Source organism: Stenotrophomonas maltophilia, from assembly GCF_025642255.1.
GTDB classification, from domain to species: Bacteria; Pseudomonadota; Gammaproteobacteria; order Xanthomonadales; family Xanthomonadaceae; genus Stenotrophomonas; species Stenotrophomonas maltophilia_P.
In genome coordinates, this window is sequence record NZ_CP106759.1 from 2,107,803 (window position 1) to 2,127,316 (window position 19,514).

General features: G+C 66.0%; 20 protein-coding genes. 6 read left to right on the forward strand and 14 right to left on the reverse strand.

Going from position 1 to position 19,514, the window contains the following annotated elements; all coding sequences use genetic code 11:
• The first annotated feature begins 4 nt into the window (after nt 1–4).
• The 4 genes from N8888_RS09715 to N8888_RS09730 are packed head-to-tail and all read left to right on the forward strand — an operon-like array spanning nt 5 to nt 4,315.
• Nucleotides 5–769, forward strand: coding sequence for an SDR family NAD(P)-dependent oxidoreductase (locus N8888_RS09715; protein WP_197571792.1), 765 nt, complete (start codon nt 5–7; stop codon nt 767–769).
• Nucleotides 766–1,701: an SMP-30/gluconolactonase/LRE family protein gene (locus N8888_RS09720; protein WP_263174303.1), complete on the forward strand. Its 936-nt coding sequence runs from the start codon at nt 766–768 to the stop codon at nt 1,699–1,701. Before N8888_RS09715 ends, N8888_RS09720 begins: the two co-directional genes overlap by 4 nt.
• The gene (locus N8888_RS09725) at nt 1,698–3,257 is read left to right on the forward strand and encodes a sodium/sugar symporter (protein WP_263174306.1); all 1,560 of its coding nucleotides are present in this window, start codon (nt 1,698–1,700) and stop codon (nt 3,255–3,257) included. Before N8888_RS09720 ends, N8888_RS09725 begins: the two co-directional genes overlap by 4 nt.
• 5 nt (nt 3,258–3,262) lie before the next feature.
• Nucleotides 3,263–4,315: a sialidase family protein gene (locus N8888_RS09730; protein WP_263174308.1), complete on the forward strand. Its 1,053-nt coding sequence runs from the start codon at nt 3,263–3,265 to the stop codon at nt 4,313–4,315.
• An 11-nt stretch (nt 4,316–4,326) separates the two neighbouring features.
• Here the strand turns inward: N8888_RS09730 and N8888_RS09735 are convergent, their stop codons facing one another.
• The 12 genes from N8888_RS09735 to N8888_RS09790 all read right to left on the reverse strand — a co-directional run bounded on the left by N8888_RS09735 (nt 4,327) and on the right by N8888_RS09790 (nt 16,844).
• The gene (locus tag N8888_RS09735) at nt 4,327–4,749 is read right to left on the reverse strand and encodes an H-NS histone family protein (protein WP_053515935.1); all 423 of its coding nucleotides are present in this window, start codon (nt 4,747–4,749) and stop codon (nt 4,327–4,329) included.
• A 77-nt stretch (nt 4,750–4,826) separates the two neighbouring features.
• Nucleotides 4,827–6,308, reverse strand: coding sequence for an OprO/OprP family phosphate-selective porin (locus N8888_RS09740; RefSeq protein ID WP_065182288.1), 1,482 nt, complete (start codon nt 6,306–6,308; stop codon nt 4,827–4,829).
• Between the two features lie 32 nt (nt 6,309–6,340).
• Nucleotides 6,341–7,381, reverse strand: coding sequence for an alpha/beta hydrolase (locus tag N8888_RS09745; protein WP_263174315.1), 1,041 nt, complete (start codon nt 7,379–7,381; stop codon nt 6,341–6,343).
• A gap of 59 nt (nt 7,382–7,440) precedes the next feature.
• Nucleotides 7,441–8,730 (reverse strand): serine hydrolase domain-containing protein, encoded by a 1,290-nt coding sequence (locus N8888_RS09750; RefSeq protein WP_430542941.1) that lies wholly within the window; start codon nt 8,728–8,730, stop codon nt 7,441–7,443.
• A gap of 90 nt (nt 8,731–8,820) precedes the next feature.
• Nucleotides 8,821–9,771 carry a DUF2268 domain-containing putative Zn-dependent protease gene (locus N8888_RS09755; RefSeq protein ID WP_263174317.1) on the reverse strand — a complete coding sequence of 317 codons (951 nt, stop codon included), beginning with the start codon at nt 9,769–9,771 and terminating at the stop codon, nt 8,821–8,823.
• A 19-nt stretch (nt 9,772–9,790) separates the two neighbouring features.
• Nucleotides 9,791–10,474, reverse strand: coding sequence for a hypothetical protein (locus tag N8888_RS09760; RefSeq protein WP_263174319.1), 684 nt, complete (start codon nt 10,472–10,474; stop codon nt 9,791–9,793).
• 11 nt (nt 10,475–10,485) lie between these two features.
• Complete coding sequence (locus N8888_RS09765; RefSeq protein WP_263174321.1) at nt 10,486–11,082, reverse strand: NADPH-dependent FMN reductase; 597 nt, start codon at nt 11,080–11,082, stop codon at nt 10,486–10,488.
• An 81-nt stretch (nt 11,083–11,163) separates the two neighbouring features.
• Nucleotides 11,164–12,387: a hypothetical protein gene (locus tag N8888_RS09770; protein ID WP_263174324.1), complete on the reverse strand. Its 1,224-nt coding sequence runs from the start codon at nt 12,385–12,387 to the stop codon at nt 11,164–11,166.
• A complete protein-coding gene (locus N8888_RS09775; protein ID WP_263174327.1) occupies nt 12,384–14,915 on the reverse strand; it encodes a TcfC E-set like domain-containing protein in 2,532 nt (843 codons plus the stop codon). The genes N8888_RS09770 and N8888_RS09775 overlap by 4 nt, the downstream gene beginning before the upstream one ends.
• Before the next feature lie 83 nt (nt 14,916–14,998).
• Complete coding sequence (locus tag N8888_RS09780; RefSeq protein WP_053515864.1) at nt 14,999–15,496, reverse strand: CS1 type fimbrial major subunit; 498 nt, start codon at nt 15,494–15,496, stop codon at nt 14,999–15,001.
• Between the two features lie 66 nt (nt 15,497–15,562).
• Entirely contained in the window at nt 15,563–16,306 is a 744-nt protein-coding gene (locus N8888_RS09785; protein ID WP_262100613.1) for a CS1 fimbrial subunit B flags: Precursor, read from the reverse strand.
• Between the two features lie 172 nt (nt 16,307–16,478).
• The gene (locus tag N8888_RS09790) at nt 16,479–16,844 is read right to left on the reverse strand and encodes a hypothetical protein (RefSeq protein WP_146256258.1); all 366 of its coding nucleotides are present in this window, start codon (nt 16,842–16,844) and stop codon (nt 16,479–16,481) included.
• Between the two features lie 434 nt (nt 16,845–17,278).
• Between N8888_RS09790 and N8888_RS09795 the strand changes: the two genes are divergently transcribed.
• On the forward strand, nt 17,279–17,584 hold the full coding sequence (locus N8888_RS09795; RefSeq protein ID WP_154582308.1) for a hypothetical protein: 306 nt from the start codon (nt 17,279–17,281) through the stop codon (nt 17,582–17,584).
• 35 nt (nt 17,585–17,619) lie between these two features.
• Here the strand turns inward: N8888_RS09795 and N8888_RS09800 are convergent, their stop codons facing one another.
• Together N8888_RS09800 and N8888_RS09805 are read right to left on the reverse strand one after the other, a co-directional pair.
• On the reverse strand, nt 17,620–17,823 hold the full coding sequence (locus N8888_RS09800; protein ID WP_065176077.1) for a hypothetical protein: 204 nt from the start codon (nt 17,821–17,823) through the stop codon (nt 17,620–17,622).
• A 90-nt stretch (nt 17,824–17,913) separates the two neighbouring features.
• A complete protein-coding gene (locus N8888_RS09805; protein ID WP_065182299.1) occupies nt 17,914–18,558 on the reverse strand; it encodes a LuxR C-terminal-related transcriptional regulator in 645 nt (214 codons plus the stop codon).
• 83 nt (nt 18,559–18,641) lie between these two features.
• Between N8888_RS09805 and N8888_RS09810 the strand changes: the two genes are divergently transcribed.
• Nucleotides 18,642–19,280, forward strand: a complete 639-nt coding sequence (locus N8888_RS09810; RefSeq protein ID WP_065182300.1) for a response regulator — start codon at nt 18,642–18,644, stop codon at nt 19,278–19,280.
• Nucleotides 19,281–19,514 lie beyond the last annotated feature (234 nt).

Below are 19,514 nucleotides of genomic sequence, written 5' to 3' on the forward strand. Positions count from 1 at the left end.
CGCCATGACCGATCAGGCACGTTATCCCAGCCTTGAGAACCGCGCGGTGCTGATCACCGGTGGTGCCACCGGCATCGGCGCCGCCTTCGTCGAGCACTTCGCGCGGCAGGGTGCGAAGGTCGTCTTTCTCGACATCGACGACAGCGGCGCCCAAGCGCTGCTGGAAAGCCTGCGCGACGTTGCGACTGCCCCGCGCTATCTGCATTGCGACATCACCGATATCGAGGCACTCCGGTCCGCCATCGCCCACGCGCGCATCCTGGCTGGACCGTTCTCGGTGCTGGTCAACAATGCCGCCAACGATGCTCGTCATGCCCTGGCCGACACCGGCATCGCGGACTTTGAACGCAGCATGGCGGTGAACCTGCGCCACCAGTACTTCGCCATCCAGGCGCTGGTGCCGGACATGCGCGCCCTCGGCGGCGGTTCGATCATCTGCCTGGGTTCGACGGGCTGGATGATCAAGAACAGCGGGTATCCGCTGTACGCGGTGGCCAAATCCGCGGTCCACGGCCTGGTCAACGGCCTGGCCCGGGAACTGGGGCAGGACCGCATCCGCATCAATGCGCTGGTACCGGGCTGGGTGATCACCGAGAAGCAGCAGCGGCTGTGGCTGGACGCGGAGGGCGAAGCACAGCTGCGTCGTGCGCAATGCCTGCCGGGCTATCTGCGCGCGGATGACCTGGCGCGCGCCGCCCTGTTCCTGGCCGCCGATGACAGCCGCATGTGTACCGGCCAGGACTTCATCATCGACGGAGGCTGGGTGTGAGCGGGTCCGCCACTGTCGCGGTGCCGGCCGCAAACACCCTGGGCGAAGGCGTGCTGTGGTGTGATCGCGAATCGGTGGTGTACTGGACCGACATCGCGCAGGCGCAGCTGTGGCGCTATCGCCCCGGTGACGGCGCGCTCACCCGCTGGCCGATGCCGGAGCGGCTGGCCGCACTGGCATTGTGCGAGGCCGAAGGCTGGCTGCTGCTGGCGTTGGCGTCGCGGCTGGCATTCTTCCATCCGGCGCGCGGCGAGCTGCGTGACGTGCTTGTGCTGCCCGACACAGGGGCGCGTCTGCGCGCCAATGATGGCGCCTGTGACCGCCAGGGCCGCTTCGTGTTCGGCATGCTGCATGAACCCACGAACGGTCCGAAGCAGGCCGTCGCGCCCTTCTACAGGCTCACCGCCGATCTCGTGCTCGAGACGCTTCCGCTACCGACCGTGGCGATTGCCAACAGCGTGGCGTTCAGCCCGGACGGCCGCACGATGTACTTCTGCGACTCGCTGCAGAAGCAGATCCTGCGTTGCGATTACGGCGACAGCCCGGGTGCGGTAACAGTGTTCGCCGATCTGCGCGCCGAGAATGGCGAGCCCGATGGCAGTGTGGTCGATGCTGAAGGCGGACTCTGGAATGCCCGCTGGGGCGGTTCGCGCGTGGTGCGCTACCGGCCCGATGGCCGGCAGGACCGCACGCTTTCCGTCCCGGTCGCGCAGCCCACCCGCCCGGTCTTTGGCGGCAGCACGCTGCGAACGATGTTCATCACCAGCGCGCACGACGGCCTGGACGCGGCCGCGCGTGCGCGCGACCCCTTCGCCGGCCATCTGTTCGCCACCGACGCCGGCATCGCCGGCGTTCCCGAACCCCGGTTCGCCGGCAACCCCAATGACGTGCCGCCGTGCCCACAGCGCGGACCCATCGCGGAGCTTCCATGAGCCTTTCCCCCCTGGATATCAGCATCGTGCTGGCCTATCTGGCCGGCATCTTCATCCTCGCGCAGTGGGTTTCCCGCGAGAAGGCCGGCCGGCAGAAGTCGGCCCAGGACTACTTCCTGGCCAGCCGCAGCCTGCCGTGGTGGGCGATCGGTGCCTCGCTCATCGCGGCCAACATCTCGGCCGAACAGATCATCGGCATGTCCGGCTCGGGCTATGCCATCGGCCTGGCCATCGCATCCTATGAATGGATGGCGGCGATCACGCTGCTGATCGTCGGCAAATGGTTCCTGCCGATCTTCCTGCGCAACGGCATCACCACCATGCCGCAGTTCCTGCAGGAGCGCTACGGCAACCGCATCCGCACGCTGATGGCCGTGTTCTGGCTGGGCCTGTACGTATTCGTCAATCTCACCTCGATCCTGTGGCTGGGTTCGATCGCCATTGCCGGCGTGGCAGGCCTCAACCAAGACGTGGCGCTGGTGCTGCTGGGCGCCTTCGCACTGGCCTACCAGCTGTATGGCGGCCTGAAGGCGGTCGCGCTGACCGACATCGTGCAGGTCTCGCTGCTGGTTCTGGGTGGCCTGCTGGTCACCTTCATCACGCTGGGCCAGATCGGCAACGGCAGCGTCACCGACGGCTTCATGCAGCTGTGGCAGCAGCATCCGGAACGCTTTGAAATGATCCTCAGCAAGGACAACCCGTTCTACAAGGATCTGCCCGGGCTGTCGGTGCTGCTGGGCGGCATGTGGATCGCCAATCTCAGCTACTGGGGTTTCAACCAGTACATCATCCAGCGCGCACTGGCCGCCAAGGATCTGCGTGAGGCGCAGAAGGGCGTGGTGTTCGCAGCGTTCCTGAAGCTGCTCATTCCGGCCATCGTGGTGCTGCCCGGCATCGCCGCGGTCATGCTCGCCCCCGGCCTGGAACGCCCGGACGCGGCCTACCCGACGATGCTGGCGCTGCTTCCCAGCGGCATCCTGGGCCTGGTGTTCGCCGCGCTGGTGGCCGCCATCGTTGCGTCGCTGGCATCGAAGATCAATTCCGTCGCCACCATCTTCACGCTCGACTTCTATGCCAAGCGCGCGCCCGATGCCTCGGAAGCCAGACTGGTGCGTGTCGGCCGGTTCGCGGCGTCCGTCTCGATCATCGTGGCGGTGCTGACCGCGCGCCCACTGCTGGGCGGGTTCGACCAGGGCTTCCAGTACATCCAGGAGTTCACCGGCTTCTTCACCCCCGGCATCGTGGTGATCTTCCTGCTGGGCCTGTTCTGGAAGCGTGCGAACGAAGCCGGTGCGCTGGCTGCGGCGGTCGGCTCCTTCGTACTGTCGCTGGCCCTGAAGCTGCTGTGGCCCTCGCTGCCCTTCATGGACCGCATGGGCGTGGTGTTCCTGGTCACGCTGCTGCTGGGCGTAGGCGTCGCGCTGGGCACCCGCGCCAGTGGCGATCGTGATCGTATCCGCACCGACGATGTGAGCTATGCCACCGCCCCATCGTTCAACATGGCTTCGCTGGCGGTGCTGGCGATCCTGGTGGCCCTCTACGCAACCTACTGGTGACCTCGATGCGCCTGACTGTCCGACACGCATTCGTTCTGCGCAGTGGTATGCGCTGCCTGGCCCTGCTGGCCCTGACCGGGTTCGCCTCTGTGCTGCACGCAGCGGAGATCACATGGACTGGCACCGCCACCGTGGCCGCCCGCAACGCGGGCTGGGGGCGATTGGCGCAGCTGCCGGATGGCCGCTGGCTGGCAGTGACCACGCGCTTCAATGAAGGGCAGCCGACCACCCTGCAGCTCTCGATCAGCAGTGACCGGGCCCGCAGCTGGGCGCCCTGGTCCGACGTGGCCGAGCCCGGCCGGATGATCGACAACGGCGAACTGCTGGTGCTGCCGGAGGGGCGTGTGCTGCTGGCGATGCGTTCGCTGGTCGAAGGCGTCTCCTACCGGCTGCATCTCTATGCCAGCGACGACCTTGGAGCACACTGGACCTTCCTGAGCACCCTCGCCGGCAACGAGGCACCGAACGGGCGCAAGGACCGCGGCGTGTGGGAGCCGGTGTTGACGCGCCTGGACGACGGCACGCTGTCGGTGGTGTATGCCGATGAAACCCGCGCCGATGAGCATCCGTCCTACAACCAGGTCGTTTCACAGCGACTGTCCAACGATGGCGGGCGCACCTGGGGACCTGCGATGACGATTGCCGAACAGCCCGGCGGTGGGCAGCTCCGGCCCGGCATGCCCGTCATGGCACGCCGCCCCGCCGGTGGCTACCTGATGGTGTTCGAGACCTGCGGCGATGATCCGCAATGCCCGGTGTCGTACAAGGTCTCGACGGACGGGCGGACCTGGCCGGCCGGCCTCGGTACGCCGCTCGCCGACCAGCGCTGCGGCCCCCACGTCATGACCAGTACGCGCGGGGTGATGTTCGTGACCTCGTGCCTGAACGAAGTCAGCTGGAGCGAGGACAGCGGATCGAGCTGGCGCACGGTAACACCTCCCGCATGGCCGCTGGGTTTCCGCCATTCCTGGCCCGCCGTGGTCGAGCTCGGCCCGGCGGAGATCGGCGTCGTGAACGTGGTGGACGGCGCAGTGCAGATCCGTTTCGGGAGCTACTAGGGGACGCCCCATCACTTCTGCTTGAACACACTCCTGCGCCCGATGACCACATCCTTGCCCGTCGTCGGCCTGGCCAGGCCCGGAATCAGGAAATCGGTCGCGCTGCGACCGTGCCGGGTCTTGTCCGCTAGCCAGCGCGGCATGCGCCCGCGACCGGTCCAGGTATTCCGCCGGTTCTCGGGGTCGCGATATTTGGGTGCGACCTTGCCTGTCTTCCGGCGCCTGCGGGAAGCGCCGCCCGCAGGCACGGACACCGCGCTGGCGCCGGCGAACAGTTCCTCGATTGAATAACCGCATTCTGCGGCGGCGGCGACCAGCTCACGCCTGACGACGGCCGCGGAACGTCGCTGTGCGAGCAGCTGCAGCCGCCGCTCGGCGGCCGCGATGAGTGCCTTCAGCTGCCGCTCGTCCAGCGCCTTGATATCGATATGCATGGCACGCAGCGTGGTGGTGGCGCCGTGGCCTGTCAAGGGATGCTCCGCGGGTGCCGCACCCGGATCGCCGACCGGGCTCAGAACGAGACCTGCGCCCGTACGCCGACAGTATTGCCGGAATCCGGCCCTTGGGCATTGCCCACCTTGTTGTCGGTCTTCCAGTGAACGTAGTTCAGCATCAGGCGTGACCAGTTGTTGAGGTACCAGTTCAGCCCGAGCGTCCATGCCGTGCCCTCGCCACCGCGGGCAGCATCAAGGAAGTCGTAGCGGTCATAGCGGGCCGCCAGCTCGAAGGCGCCGATGCCGCCTTCCTGCACGGGGCGAAGTACGCGCGTGGTACCCCATACCCCGGAGCGGCTGCTGAATCCAGGGCGCTCACCGGTGATCAGCCAGCCTGCGTAGATCGATGTGGCCTGCTGGTCGACCGGGTCGACCGTGCGCGACTCGATGGTGCGCGTGGTGTGTTCGGCAAAGGCCCACACCGGGCCGTACACCCCACCCAGTTCCAGGCCCCAGGCGCGGTTGTCGGTGACGTTGGCGATGGAACTGGCCGATACGCGCACGTTGCCGTTCCAGCCCAGTGCGATCGGCGAGGTCTTGTTGATGCTGCCGACGTCCTGGCCGAGATCCTCGTACCAGTACCAGCCGCCCAGGTGCAGGAAGCCGGCCTGGCCACGCAGCGGGTTCCAGTGCGCGCGCAGCAGATACGCAATCGTGTCGCTGGCCGTGCTGTCATTGCCGATATCGTCGCCGGTCACCGCGACGCTGGCATGCCAGCCATCGCCGATCACCTTGGTGGTGACGCCCAGTCCGTAGTACCCGCTCTGCTGGGCGCCCACCGAGGCCACGGCATTGCGCTGCATGAAAGGCGTGTTCACTCCACTGGTGCCACCGTCGAGGCCACGGTCCTTGAGCTTGTTGCCCACGTAGATCTCTGTCGGCAGCCCTCCCATCCGCGTGTCCCAGGACAGGTAGGTGTCCTTCAGTGATACCTCGTTGCCAGCAAAGTCCGCATCGATCTTGTAGCCCAGCGGTCCCATCTGTCCCTCTGCACCCAGGCGGCCGCTGGCCAGATCGGTGCCGGTGACGTTGCGCGCGTCGAATCCGGATCCGTGGGTGGTGCTGAAATCCACCAGCACGCGGCCACGGGGATGGAAAGTGAACCGGCCATCACCGCTGCGCAGCTCGGGGCCACCCTTGCGCCAGCGCACATTGCCATCGCCTCCCCCACCGGTCGCGGCAAGCTGGGCCACCTGTGCCTGCAGAATGGCCAGGTCGTCCTGCCGGGTGTCGGCGATTGCGGCGGCTACCTGCGCGTCAACGTTGGCGTCGCTGCCGGGCACTGCGGCAGCGCCCTGCGTTCCCCCTTCCAGCGCAGCCAGGCGTGCGCTCAGCTGCTGCAGCAGGGTTGCCTGTTCGCGCAGCTGTCTGGCCTGCTCCTGCACCTGTGCACGCAACCCGGCTTCGGTATCGCTGGCCGCGGCCAGCACGGAGGGTGACGCCAGCAACAGGCCGCCGCCGGCAGCCGCGGCGAGCGCGGCACGCTTCAGTGAATTCATGGAGTTCTCCCGAATGAAGTACGGTGCGCGGCTCAGTCGCCCGCGCCATCGTCGTCCAGCGCAGGCTGGGGCTGAGGTGCAGCGGCCGGCATCGCCTGGCCACCGTTCGGGGGCAGCCGCGCAGGCGCTGGCCCGAGGTAGCCGTGGCTGCGTGCCCAGTTGGCGAAGAGCCGCGGCCACTGCGCCACCAATGTGCCGGGCCGGCCCAGCCCCCAGCTGTGGCCTCCGGCCTCGAACAGATGCAGCTCCACCGGAATACCCGCTGCATGCGCGGCCTGGTACATCGCCACGCTGTGGCCGACATCCACGATGCGGTCATCCACGGCCTGGGCCAGGAACACCGGCGGCATGTCCTTGCGGATGTGTTCTTCGACCGAATAAGCCTGCTGGGCGTCGTTCTGGCTCGCCAGCTCCCGCTTCGACCGGGTCTGGTCCAGCGGCGCACGCATTGAAACGACCGGATAGATCATGCCGAGGAAATCCGGCCGCGCCGACAGCTGGTCGGCCGCATCCACCGGCGCATACAACGGGGCATCGAAGCGCGTGGCGACGATCCCGGCCAGGTTGCCTCCAGCGGAAAAGCCCAACGCGCCGATGCGCTCCGGATCGACCCCCAGGCTGGGCGCCTGTGCGCGCATCAGCCGCATGGCGCGCTGGCCATCCTGGAAGGGCGAGACAGGTGCCCATCCATCGGCAGGCAGCCGGTAGTAGACGACCGCAGCCGTGACCCCCAGCGACTGCAGCCACTGCGCCGTCGGCTTGGCGGCGCTGCCGATCTGGATCCGGAAGTAGCCGCCACCGCCGAAGATCACCACCGCGGAGCCGTTCGGCTTCAGCGGGCGATAGATTTCCATGCGCGCATCGCTGATGCCCGAGACCGCGCCCTTCGCACTGCCTTCGATCCCGATCCGTTCCGGGCCACGCGCGCGTTGCTGCCAGTGGTCCTGCGGCCACAGCGGAACCACCTCGGGTGCAGGCACCGACGATGCCGCCGGCGCCGCACCCGCAAGCAAGGGATTCAGCAGCAACAAAAGCACTGCCAGCCTGCGCAGTCTCCCCATGTACAGACTCATCTCACGCCCCTCCCGTAGGCCTTCACGGGACGAAGTGTGCGTCGAGCGGCGCTGGGCTCCTATAGCCGGATGGGACTAGCTGTGCTGCGTACTTCTGTGTGCACTGCAACATCATCCTGCGCCCCGCCGATGCCCGTGGCGGGCGCAGCCAACGCAGGCATCGACTTCGCCAGGCGAATGATCTCCGCTGGAAACGTGGCGTAATCGTCGACCGGGAAGGCATGGCTTTCCCTGCGCTGGATCAGCCGGACCGCGACGATGCGCTGCTCCGGTACGACCACCAGGTGCTGGCCAAGATATCCATTGGCGGCGTAGGCGCTGACCGGACCACGCTGGGATTGGAAAAGATCGGCGATCTTCAGCCCGCGGCCGGTGATCTCGGTGGCGTACAACGGCTGCCAATCGTCGCCCAGCTGCTGGCTGAGATGCGCCATCAGCGCCGACTTGCTGGCAAAGGTGCTGCCTTCCGCCGCCAGCAGCGCATGCTGAAGCCGGTCAGATACGCCGCGCTCCCGGAGCGTGCGCTGCGCATCATTCAGCAGCGTGTATCGCTCCCATTCCGGCAGCCGCCACCACAGTAATCCGACGTCCGCAGACTGCGTACTCTCGACGGTCATCAAGGAGATCGCGTGTTCGCTCATCAGGCGCGTTCCGTCCTTGGCCACCCCGCCATCGAGCATCAGCTGACCAATGGCGGCCAGGTCCCGGGCTGACAGGGAGAGCCCGGCCATGCCCAAGGGCGTGCCCGCTTCATCCTTCATCCAGTCGTAGCGCGTGATCCCCAGGGGCCTGAAAAGGCGCGCCTCCAGATAGGCATCCACGGGCTGGCCGGCCAGGCGGGCAATGATGCCCGGCAGAAGATTGGTGGCCTTGTTGTTGTAGGAGAACGCGCTGCCGGGCACGGACGTGATTTCCGCTGCGAGCGCGAGCTGCACGAGATCCGGCGCAGATTCCAGCTCGACCCCCGCGTTGGGAACGTTCTGCAGGCCGGAGGTATGCTCCAGCAACATCCTTACCGTGATGTCCCGCTTCTGGCCCTGGCGCCATTCCGGATAGATCGCACTGACCGGTTCGTCCAGCGACGCAAGCTTCCCGTCATCGAGCAGCAGGCCGATCGCCAGCGCCATGATCGACTTGGTGGCCGACATGAGGTGAATCGGCCCGCTGGTCGAGGCCACATCCAGCAGTGGAACACCGTCCTTCTGGATCAGCACAGCGTCGGAATGGGCAGCACGCCCGTTACGCTCGATATCCGCCAGCACATCGGCAGGCGACTGCCTGGCCTCGGCGAAAGGACAGTACAGCGCGAACGCCAGCAATACGGACGCCACGTGTCGGATGGCAGACAAGGCAATGCTCCTTCCTGGGACATGCGGTCAGAGTGGCGATGGAGGCAGATCGCCTGCAGTGCCTGAAGTCATGGCTTCAGCACGACCTGCCTACCGCGCCCCGGTACTGCCGGGAACGCACGCCGGCGTCCAACCACTGGCGCTGAACAGCGCCTCTGCGGTTTCGGGCCTTACATCCAGCAGCTCGGCGATGGCCTTCTGCCTGTCGTCGGCGCGGTTGACGTACGCCCGCGCGATGCGCTGCCCGATCCAGTAACCCAGATCGCCGCGGCGGGTGTCGTCGCCAGGGCCGTTGTACAGCCACCGCGACAGGTCGGTGCTGTCGCGCTGCGCGACGAATTCCCGTTCCAGGGCGCATTCGCGCCCTGCGGTCCAGCGCTGCAGATGGCTGTTGGCGGGCTGCCCGGAGATCAGTTCACCCACATACTCTGCACCGCCCTCCAGCAGCGTCTGATACAGCAGCGTAGGCGCCGGCACTTCAACCGCGGCACCGTGCTGTTGCACGTGTACATACTCGTGCGCAATCAGGTGCACGAAGCGTTCCGTCACATCGGCCTGCATCCAGTCCGCGTTGCAGAGTGTCTCCAGGCCGATCACCACGCCGTCCGGCGTGGTCACGCCACCGGTGGTGCCCCGTCCGACGAGGAGGGTGACCGGAGGAAAACGGGCCGACGGCACGATATCGCCGAGATTCCGCAGCGCACGGGTCACTCCGCTGCGGATGCCCGGCAGTGCCGCAGCACACGTGCGCGCCTTCACATACAGCGCCGGCTTCTGCTGGATTGCATCGGCAAGCCGCTGCATCGAGCCGATACGCAGTTCGCTGAACTGATGCAGCGCATCGCTGCCCGGCTGCAGATAGCGGCGCTGCAGCAACAATGCATCCGGCCTGCCACCGCTGGCGTCCATCACCGCGAAGAAGCGTGTCACATCATCGGTTCGCACGATGGGCGCGCGCGCCCGGGTCTCCGCCTGTGCGGCCGTCGCCAGCAAGGCTATTGCCAGCCCACCGGCGATCCATCTGCAGATGGCCGATGCCATCGACCGCCGCGTCCGGCGTCTACTGCGCGCCGGCTTCCGGGGCCAGCGTATGCACCACCCTGCCCTGTGCATCGAGGAACTCGATGGCACCATGGCCTTCGGCAGTGACGGTGAGGCGCAGGCGGGTCCGGTCCTGCTTGTCATTCAAGGCGATGGCCGGCGTGCCGTCGGCGCCCACCACCATCTGGATACGCGTCGGAACCTGCACCCCCGGTACCAGCTTGTTGCCCAGTGCGGCATCGCGGATCGGTGGCGGTGCCTGATTGATCGAGAAGCGGACATCGCCATCGGGCGATACCCGCCAGCCGATCGCATCCATCGCCGGGTGATCCAGCGCCAGCACGGCCATCCCGCCCTCGATGTCAGCGGTGCCGAACCCGCCGCGTTCACTGCCTTTGTCGTCGTACAGCACCATGCCCGCGACGTTGAACGCGCGCTTGTACTGGATGCCATCGATGATCGGTGCCGGCGTCTGCCCCGACAGCGTCATGCGGATCACGCCCTTGTCATCCACGATGTCGATGCGGCGGGCTGTGATCCGCTCGCTGTCAGGACGTTCGACGCGAGTCTGCGGCGAGCGGTCGACAATCAGCCGCTGCAACTGCTCGGCCGACGGGCGCTTGGTGCTCTCGTCTGACTCGGCCCAGGCATTGCCGGTCAGCATCGCGGCCAGTGCAAGGGCAAGGCATCCAATCGGTTTCATGCGAGTGTGGTTCATGGCCTGCGCTCCCCGCGCAACTGGTGAATCCAGCTCTGGAACCCCTCCAGGAAGCGGTGCAACCGCTTGCGGGTGGCGTCATCGAAGTCATTCGTTGCGGTGTCGAGTGCCGATGCCGCCTCGGCAATGTACAGCTGCGGCGAGGTCATGACGAGTGCCCCCATCGCGGCCAGCGCGTGGCGCAGCTGCGATTGCGCCAGCCGTGTGCCCCACTGCCCTGGGGTGGCGCCCATGATGGCGACCGGCTTGCCGGACAGCACCTCACCCAGCGCGGCATCGTTGCGCGACAGCCAGTCCAGGGTGTTCTTCAACACGCCCGGCAGGGACTGGTTGTATTCGGGCGTGGCGATCAGCACGCCGTCGGCCGCCGCAACCGCAGCACGCAGGCGCATCACGCCGTCCGGACCACCCGCAGCGTCTGCTTCCAGGTCTTCGTTGAACAGCGGAATGTCAGCGATGCTGTCATGGATGGTCAGCGACAGGCCGGCCGGCGCCGAGCCTGTTGCAGCGTCGATCAGGTGCCGGTTGTAACTGTTCCGGCGCAGGCTGCCGGCGAAAGCGAGTACGCGCAGGGGGGCGGAATTGTCAGGCATCAGAGGTTCCCAGGAAGGACCGGATGGAGAGCACTCGTCCGAATGCTCTGCCGATGATGCCAGACACCACACGTCGCAGCGCTATGGATCTGCGTCGAACACCACGGTGACGCTGCCCTGATACGTGGTGCCCGGGTGATCCAGCATCTTCCGTACCGGCTCGCCGTTCACGGCGAACCGAAGCGTCGACGAACGCCCGATGATGACGGCATCGGCGGTGAATACAGGCGGAGGCTGGTTCACTCGCAGCGGCAGATCCACCACCTGGCGGCCGCTCGCGCGATCACGAAAACCTGGCAATGTCAGGCTGACATCCAACGGAACGTCATCGGCATCAACGCTCGTATTGCGGATCCCGCAGCGCCCGTCTCCCTGCAGGTGCTCGCACTGCATCGAGACACTGAACTGGCCGGAACTGCTGATGTGGAACGGAACTTCCTGCTGCAGCCGCGCCGGTGCGATGCCATGGTCGGTCCACTGGCTCCACCCGCCTTTGGGCGCCAGCACCGCGTGATCCATGCCGGGGGCCACATCCAACCGGAACGCATGGCGCACCTCCAGGCGGAAATGCACGTTCACCAGGCTGTCGGACAGGGATACCCGGTGCCCGAGGTCGAAGTCACTGCCCTGCCCGGTTCCCCCGAACGAGAAGCGGGTCGAACCGGTGTAGATGCCACTGCGCATCTCCAGCGGCGCCGGGGTTTCCAGCGCATAGACGAAATCCAGTGCTGGAATGGCATAGTTGTTGGTGTTCACCCAGTGCAGGCCGCAGGCGACGGCGCCCTGTCCATCGTCGCGGCGCAGGAGCATGCGCATGACAGTATAGGCACTTGATCCTGTCACCCCATACGAGCAGTTGTTCGGTCCGCCGCTGGAGTAGAACCCGCTCGACGCCCCGTCCCTGTCCTCGTCGGTGAACCGCATCGCCGCGCCGATCACCCGCAGGGTGAGGTCGAAGCTGCTGGCGCCATCCTCGGACGTGACGGTCACGATGCGCGGTGCCGGCATCGCGATATAGAAGCCGTCCGGGCCGTAGTCCGCATTGCGGATCACCTCCTTGCTGCCACGGACGGTCGTATCGATGCTCCACCAGTTGTTGGCGATGCAGGTCGCCATATGCGCATTGGCACAGACCCCGCTCCACGGCGTGGTGTTGACGAATCCCCGTTGGTTGGGGTTTGTCAGGTCCGGCTTGAACTCGGCCGTGATGTACACGTCGCCCGCCTGCGCGACCAGGGCGGGCAGCAGCATCGACACGCCGAGCGTGAGCCGGCGAAGGAAGCGGCACAGCAGATGGAACATCATGGCGCTTCTCCAGCATGGCCGGCCGCAGCCTGTGCGGCCACGGCCGAAGGTGGACATCTGAGGATGCCAGCCATCCACATCTCCCCACGCGGGCGGGTTGTGCGGCCATCCAGCTCGAAACTGCATGCGCTGATGTCCGGATGACGCACCACCAGCGTCGGCATCCGGCTGTTCATCTCCAGGGCGAAGAAGCCATCGGCCTCGGCGACACTGCGCCCGGCATGATTGACCACGTGCGCACCCGCGAGCGGCCGCCCCTGCGAGTCCTGCAGATGGCCCATCACGGTGATCGTGCTGACGACATCGACCTGGTTGTAGGCGATGCCGCCCTTGTTGAGGTGATAGGGCAGCACCGACGGCTGGATCGCGGCGGCCGGCGCATGGTGATCATCGAAGTCGAGCTGGATCGACCCGGGCCTGTAGGCGGACACCGGCAGCAGATTGCGGCCGGGGCGCAGGATATGGGAACCGCCACGGCTGTCGTGGGCACGGATCGTGGCGCCGGCCAGGTCCGAACGCACATCGATGATCATGCCGGTGTCAACCATGCTGGCCTGGCCGGCGCCTGCGATCGCCAGGGAGCCTCCGCCCACGGCAAGCGTGCTCTCCAGATTGACGCCCCCGCTCACACCACCGTCCAGCGAAGAGCGCTGCAGATGGAGATCCCCGCGCAGTGCAGCCGACTCGAAGTGGGCGTTGCCGCCCAGGCCGATGCCGGTGCTGTCCACGGTGACCTGCCCGGCGACACTGTGCACGATGCTGTCTGCGAAGCGCTGTTGTACGCCTGCGCTGGCGTAGACGTCACGGCCACCCCGGGCCCCGGTCCGTGAGCCAAGGCTGCCACTGTAGCGGCGCCCATCCTGGCCGAGCGCGATGTTCAAGGTGAACTCCACGCCACGATTGCGTCGCAGGCCCGAGCTGATGCTGCCGGGGCGATCGAAGACCGAGGCCCGCCAGTTGGCGTCACTGCCGAACAGCGTCTGCCGACGGCTGAATGAAAGGTCGAAGCCGGTGCCGCGGCTGATGCCCTGGCTGTGTGAGATCCGGGCCGAGAGCTGGCCATGCCGGCCGAACCCGTGATTGACCCCGACTGCGGAGGTGCGCAACCAGCCCTCGCGCACGGGCGCGCTGGTGTACCCGGGAAACGGCGGAGGTTCGATGAGGTCGCCCTGCGCCTGCCAGCTCCGCGTATGCGAGGCGACCACGCTGCCATTGCGGTAGCGCAGCAGGCCCTGCAGGTCCACGCCCTTGCCGGTCCGGTTGGAGGTATAGGCATTCGTGTAGACATTGGCCCAGTCGTTGACCTGCCAGTCGACTGAACCGGCAAGCGAGCGCTCGTCCCCGATGGATTGCACAGCAACGCCAAGCACCGCACGTGGATGCGCAAGATAGTTGACCACGCCGCCCACGGCAGGCCGGCCCGCGCCGGGATCATCGAAGCTGTCCAGCAGGCTGTCCTGCACGCCGGCAAAGGCACTGTAGCGCCAACGCCGGCTGGGATCGCGCCACTGGGTGGGTTTGTGGATGATGGACGTTGTCCGTGACGTCTCGCGTCCGTCCTCGATCACACGCAGTTCCACTTCATAGATGCCGCTAGGCAGACGTCGCGTCTCCACCTGCTGAAGCCCCGGACGGACCGCCTGGGTCAGGATCAGGCTGCCGTCACGGTAGACCTCGACGCTGCCCTCGCGGTTGGCAGTCACGTGTACCGGGTACAGGCTGGGCGAACGACTGTCCACCAGCAGCGTATCGGACGAACCGGCCATCACCCCGAAGGTGGTGAAACGGGTGCGTCCTGCGCCACGGGGCTGCCGCGTAACGCCGTCGAAATTCGGGAGGAACCATCCTGCACGCAGGAAATGGTCCTTGAACTCACGCTGCGCGTGCAGTGACTGCAGGACATGGCGGACGCGACGATCATCCTCGCCGCTGCGGTCCGCCTGGTAGCTGGCGTCCAGTGTCCAGTTGCCGACGCTGCCCTGTGCGGCGAGCGCGTAGCGACCGGCAGCCCGCTGGCCCTCTCCGCCGTAGGCATTCAACTGGTGGCGCAGGATCAGGCCGCTGCTGCCGGAATCGGGCAGCGACAGGTGGCGCTGCACCGCCAACGCCTGGCCGGCCGCTTCGGAGGCGATCGAAAGCAGGGAGCTCTCGAGGCTGTAGTGCAGGCCGGCGAGCCCATCGCGGCACGGCTTGGTGCACGGGCCGAGGGCATGAGGGGAGCCCAGCACGGCCAGCCAACGCTCGCGCTCGCTCTCGGGCTGGGTGCTGCCGTGCGCGTCGGTGAACTCCAGCAACGACACCGCGTTGTCGCGGGTGAGCACGGCGCGCGCGTCACCCAGGTACTCGCCGTCCCGTTCTACCCGGACCACCAGCGGCACATCGAAGAAGTGATCGCGGAAGTCGTCCGGCAGGGCATCGGACTGCTCCAGCAGGTTCAGTGTGTCCAGCGCGCCCTCGGCAGCCAGCACGGCAGGCGCGGTGCAGAACAGCGCGAGGGTAATGGCGAGAGGGAGGGTGCGCGGAGACATGATGGCTTCTTGTTGAGTCAGAATGAGGCGCGCGCCCGCTCTCCGGGGGGGAGCGGGCGCGCCCGGTCTGCACAGGACTGTGCTTACGGCGAACGGCTTTCGAACATCATCGAAACGGTGCCGCTGTAGTTGCCCTGCAGGTAGTCGCCGCCGGCCGGCGCCGCTGCGATGGACACGAGGGCACGCTTGCCAGCCGCAGCCTCGACTTCAGTCGCGACTTCAACGGCGGCGGCCGGGCCCACGTCCAGGGTCTTGCCGGCCACGGAAACCGTCATCGGCATTTCACCGGCGTCTGCCGCCAGCTTGGCGTCGTAGGCAAGGTGCGCAGTGATCGCGCCCAAGCCGCTCTTCATGTCGATCTGCTTCTGCACCGGCTCCAGACGCTGCGTGGTCATGTTCCACGGCAGGTCCTGGGTTTCGCCGGCCCAGTCACCCACGGGGGAAATCTGCAGGCCGGTCGGCGACGGCACGGTGGCCGTGACGTTGATCTGCAGCGGGAACTGCTCCGGATCGGCGAAGGCGACGGCCGGCGACAGGGTCAGGGTGGCCAGGGCGGCCACGGTGATGGACTTCAGGTTCATTGCAATTGCTCCAGGGTTGGAAAATGCCGACGTGTGCGGCGGTGGACGCAGCTTCAGAGGAAGCTGCTAGTCGAGCAGGACGGATTTGCGGGATTTCCCCTCGACGATTTCAAAGCGATGGTCTTGGCCAGGCAGATGTGCGAATGCCTCGCTGCGTCCGGGCAACAGATGCACCCTGCGCGACGCTCCGCATTGCCCGGGCTGGGTGCCGGTGCTGCACTGGCGCACGTTGTCGAGCACCACGGTGCTGTTGCCCGCGTTGTGCACCACGGTGCGGTCGGCCTGTCGATCAGTGCGCAGATCAGACAACGGCTTTTCCGGATGCACGATGACGAAGACGCCATAGCCGGTGAGCACGTTGACGCCGGCCGCGATGGAACGGCGATAGTCCTCGGACTGCGCCTCGGTCAGTGCGAACTCGTCCTCCTTCTTCGGCAGCACAGGCACGAAGCGGACACGGTAATAGCGCTCCTTGTCACGATTGCCGTGGAAGAGCAGCCGCGTGGCCTGCTGCCCTTGGCGCGGAACGATGAGGCGCGAAGGGCTGGCAATCAGGGCATTGCCACCACCGCCATACACACCCGGCTCCACATCGACCTCGTAAGGCGTGTTGTCCTCCGTGTAGCGCACCTCGGTGACCTGCACACGCACGAATGCCGTGGCGTCACCGCTGTTGCGGACACGCTTCAGCAATGCGCCCTGGTCGGGCAACAGGTACTCGTACATGGCGCCGACGTGGATCGACGGCATTTCGGCGCTGGCGAACGTGGGCAACAGCAAGGCTGCGCCCAGCAGAATGAGGCGTTTCATCGGAGCTTCCTTGAGGTCGGGGTGCGGCGTTGCCGACACCCTCTTCATCGAAGGGCGCTACGATAGGGACGGATACTCTGCCTGGGTATGCAACTATTCCGAATAATTCGAAATCCCGGGCCGCGCGGATGAACGGCTCAGCTTCGTGTACTGCGCACGCTGTAACAGGGAATCAGCGGGTCGCGCCGCAGCTGGAACAGTGGTTCGACAGGCCCATCAGAGCGATCACATGCTGGCGGACCGCATCGTCGGCGCACAGGATCATCACGCCTTCGCCATCGGGCACCGAACGGAACATGCCGTGCAGGGTGATCGGAGCGGCGGTGCGTGTGGATATGGCAACGGTATGGATGCGACCGCGGCCGCACGCGCTGCGCAGCGCACGCTGCTCTGCCCCGGTGGCCTGCCTTCCTGCGTGACCGACGCCACGGGGCTCCAGCCCGATGCTTACCGTCAGTGACCGGCCCATGAACCGGCTGGTGATCACCGGCACATCGCGATCGGGGAATCGGCACAGGAAGGCAATGTGGCTGCGCACGCCTGCCTCTTCCGATGCAGATGACGGCCCCGGGATGGCACCTTCATCATGGGGCATCGTTGCGGAGTCCCGGCACAGGCAGTGACGCAGATCCGACAGTACTCCGGCTCCCGCTGCGAACATCGTCTTGACCCCCTCGACATGGTCCATGTAGGTAACAGCCCCCTCGCCGCTTCCTGCGCCGGCGCGCCGTCCATGCTATGTCCGCCGGCTGGAGCACTCAATCGAACAACTCCGAAGTTCAGCGCGGATCGCCCTGTCCGGCCAGCTCGGCAACGAATGATTGATAAAAGTTCTATGGAAAGAACGCGGACTTGATTGCACTGTTGCCATATTGCACTGCAGCGAAACCCGCTGGAGTTGCACTGTCGGCGCGATGGCGCGCCGTTTGACCCGGCCGGAGATGCGGTGTTCGGATGCGTGTGTGCTTTCTGATGAAGTTCGACCTGCGGCGTGATCGCCATGGCCTCGCGCCCCCGCTCTACGCCTACGTCTGTGCCCATGCGACATCGCGGGAGATCGCACTGCGCAAAGCCTCGCGCGTGCTGTCGAGAATCGTGATGGACGACAGTCAGACGAAGTGGATGATGATGGAGTGCAAGGACGTGGTGCAGGCATGTCGCTCCGGGCTTCTGCCCGTGGAAGAGACACTACTGGAGCAGGCAAGCGCGGCGAGGTCCGGCGTTGCTGCACTGTATCGGGAATCGGTGCAGATCGTGGGCGTCACGGAACAGCGATGATGTGTGCGGGCGCCCCACTCCACACGCGTGGCCGCCTAGGCCTGCCGGGGCACGGCGCTGCGACCGCCCACCTCGTCGTGACGATGGTTCTCCCACGTGCTGCGCAGCTGCCTCCGCTGCGGCGCGGACGCATACATGTAACCGTTCAATGAATCAAGGAACCACCGCTGCTGCTCGACATCCAGTGCAGCGAACCGTGCAAGCACTCCGGCTACGCAGGCATCCAGTTCAATAGTCATTCCGCTCCCCCGGACTACGAGTTAAGTTGCAGTCACTGTATGGATGGCAGTTCACTTCCACAATCGAACTAGTTTGCAAATGCCGCAGGCCTATCCGCCATCGGCACAGGTCACCCAGCCATTGGCAGCAGCATAGCGATGGACATCGATGGTGCTGTTGAGGCCGAGCTTCTTCATCGCCGAGCGCTTCTGTGCACTGATGGTCTGTACGCTGCGGCACAACTGGCGGGCCACCTCGCGCTGGCTGTAACCTTCGACCAGAAGGCGCAGGACCTCCAGCTCGCGCCCGGACAGCACCACGCCCGGCAACTGCTCATGCAGCGAAGCGAGTTCGAGCATCCGCGGCGACAGGTGGTTCCTGCCGACCGCCGCGGCGAGAATGGCCGGTGGCAGGTACTCCAGCGGATCGGACTTGGCAACGATGCATTTCACGCCGGCCCGCTGCGCATGCTCGATGATGTGGCTGCTGTCGTTCCCGGTGAGCAGGACGAGCGCCGTGCGAGGAAAGCGTCGCAGGAGGAAGCGGATCAATGACAGACCGTCTCCGTACTCGCCACCCGGCATCGAGTAGTCGATCACCGCGACCTGCACGCTGGTGGTGGCCAGCAGGTTGACGAGCTCGCTCGAATTCCTGGCACACCCCCGCAGGGACAGGTCCGGGTGTGCGGCGATGAGCCGGGCAACGCCGATGGTGACCACGGGGTGATCATCGGCGATGATGAATTCGACAGGCATGTTTCGCGCCTCCTTCTGTTGACGCTTGTCAGGTTGGCCGTGAAGTTTCCTGTTCGCGAAAACGCAATGCGAAGGAAAACACTATGAAAGACCGAGTCGAGGATGTTGTCATTGCCGACGATCATCCGATCACACGCTTTGCGGTTGAGGCGATCGTCGATGAGCAGGCAGGATTCCAATGCCTGGCCAGCGTTGCAAACGGCGTCGAACTGCTGGACCTCCTCGCTGTCCAGCCTGCCGATGTTGCCGTCGTCGACTACTCCATGCCCGCTGGCGACGGCTGCGATGGCCTGGCGTTGGTGGATACGTTGTGCAGCAGGTACCCGGCACTGCGCATCGTGGTTCTCACCGCGCTGGACCAGTGGCCGATCATCCAGGTTCTGCTCACGCGCGGGGTGGCCGCGGTGGTCAGCAAGTCGGATGACCTGCGGCATGTCGCCAGAGCGTTGCTGGCCGCATCCCAGGGACGCCGGTATTTCTCACCCGCCATCCTGGCCAGCCGCGATGTGAACGGATTCGATTCCGCCGGCGAACTGCTCTCGCCTCGCGAAGCACAGGTGGTACATCTGCTCCTGGCGGGCAAGGGCGTGAATGAGATTGCGCTTGAGCTGGCGGTCACCAAGCAGACGGTCAGCACCCAGAAGCGTGCGGCAATGCGCAAGCTCGGCGTGAGCAGCAATGCCGAACTTTTCAGGTTCGCATCGGAGTTGGGACTGGAATGAGCGCGTCTTCCGACGGGCGCGCCCAGGGTCGCGTTGGCACCTCGTGTAGTGGGAAGGCGGCAGCGGGCCGGGGCAGGAATGATGTACGGCTCGTTCAGGTTCTCCAATACAATTAGTTGCAAAGACGCATCGGGCACTCTTTGCTAGCCTTCCAGCACCGAAATGGAGGAGCACCGCGGGGTGACAGCACCGCGTCGCCACGGCTTCTTCAGCACAACGTCCCGTGAGATCCGC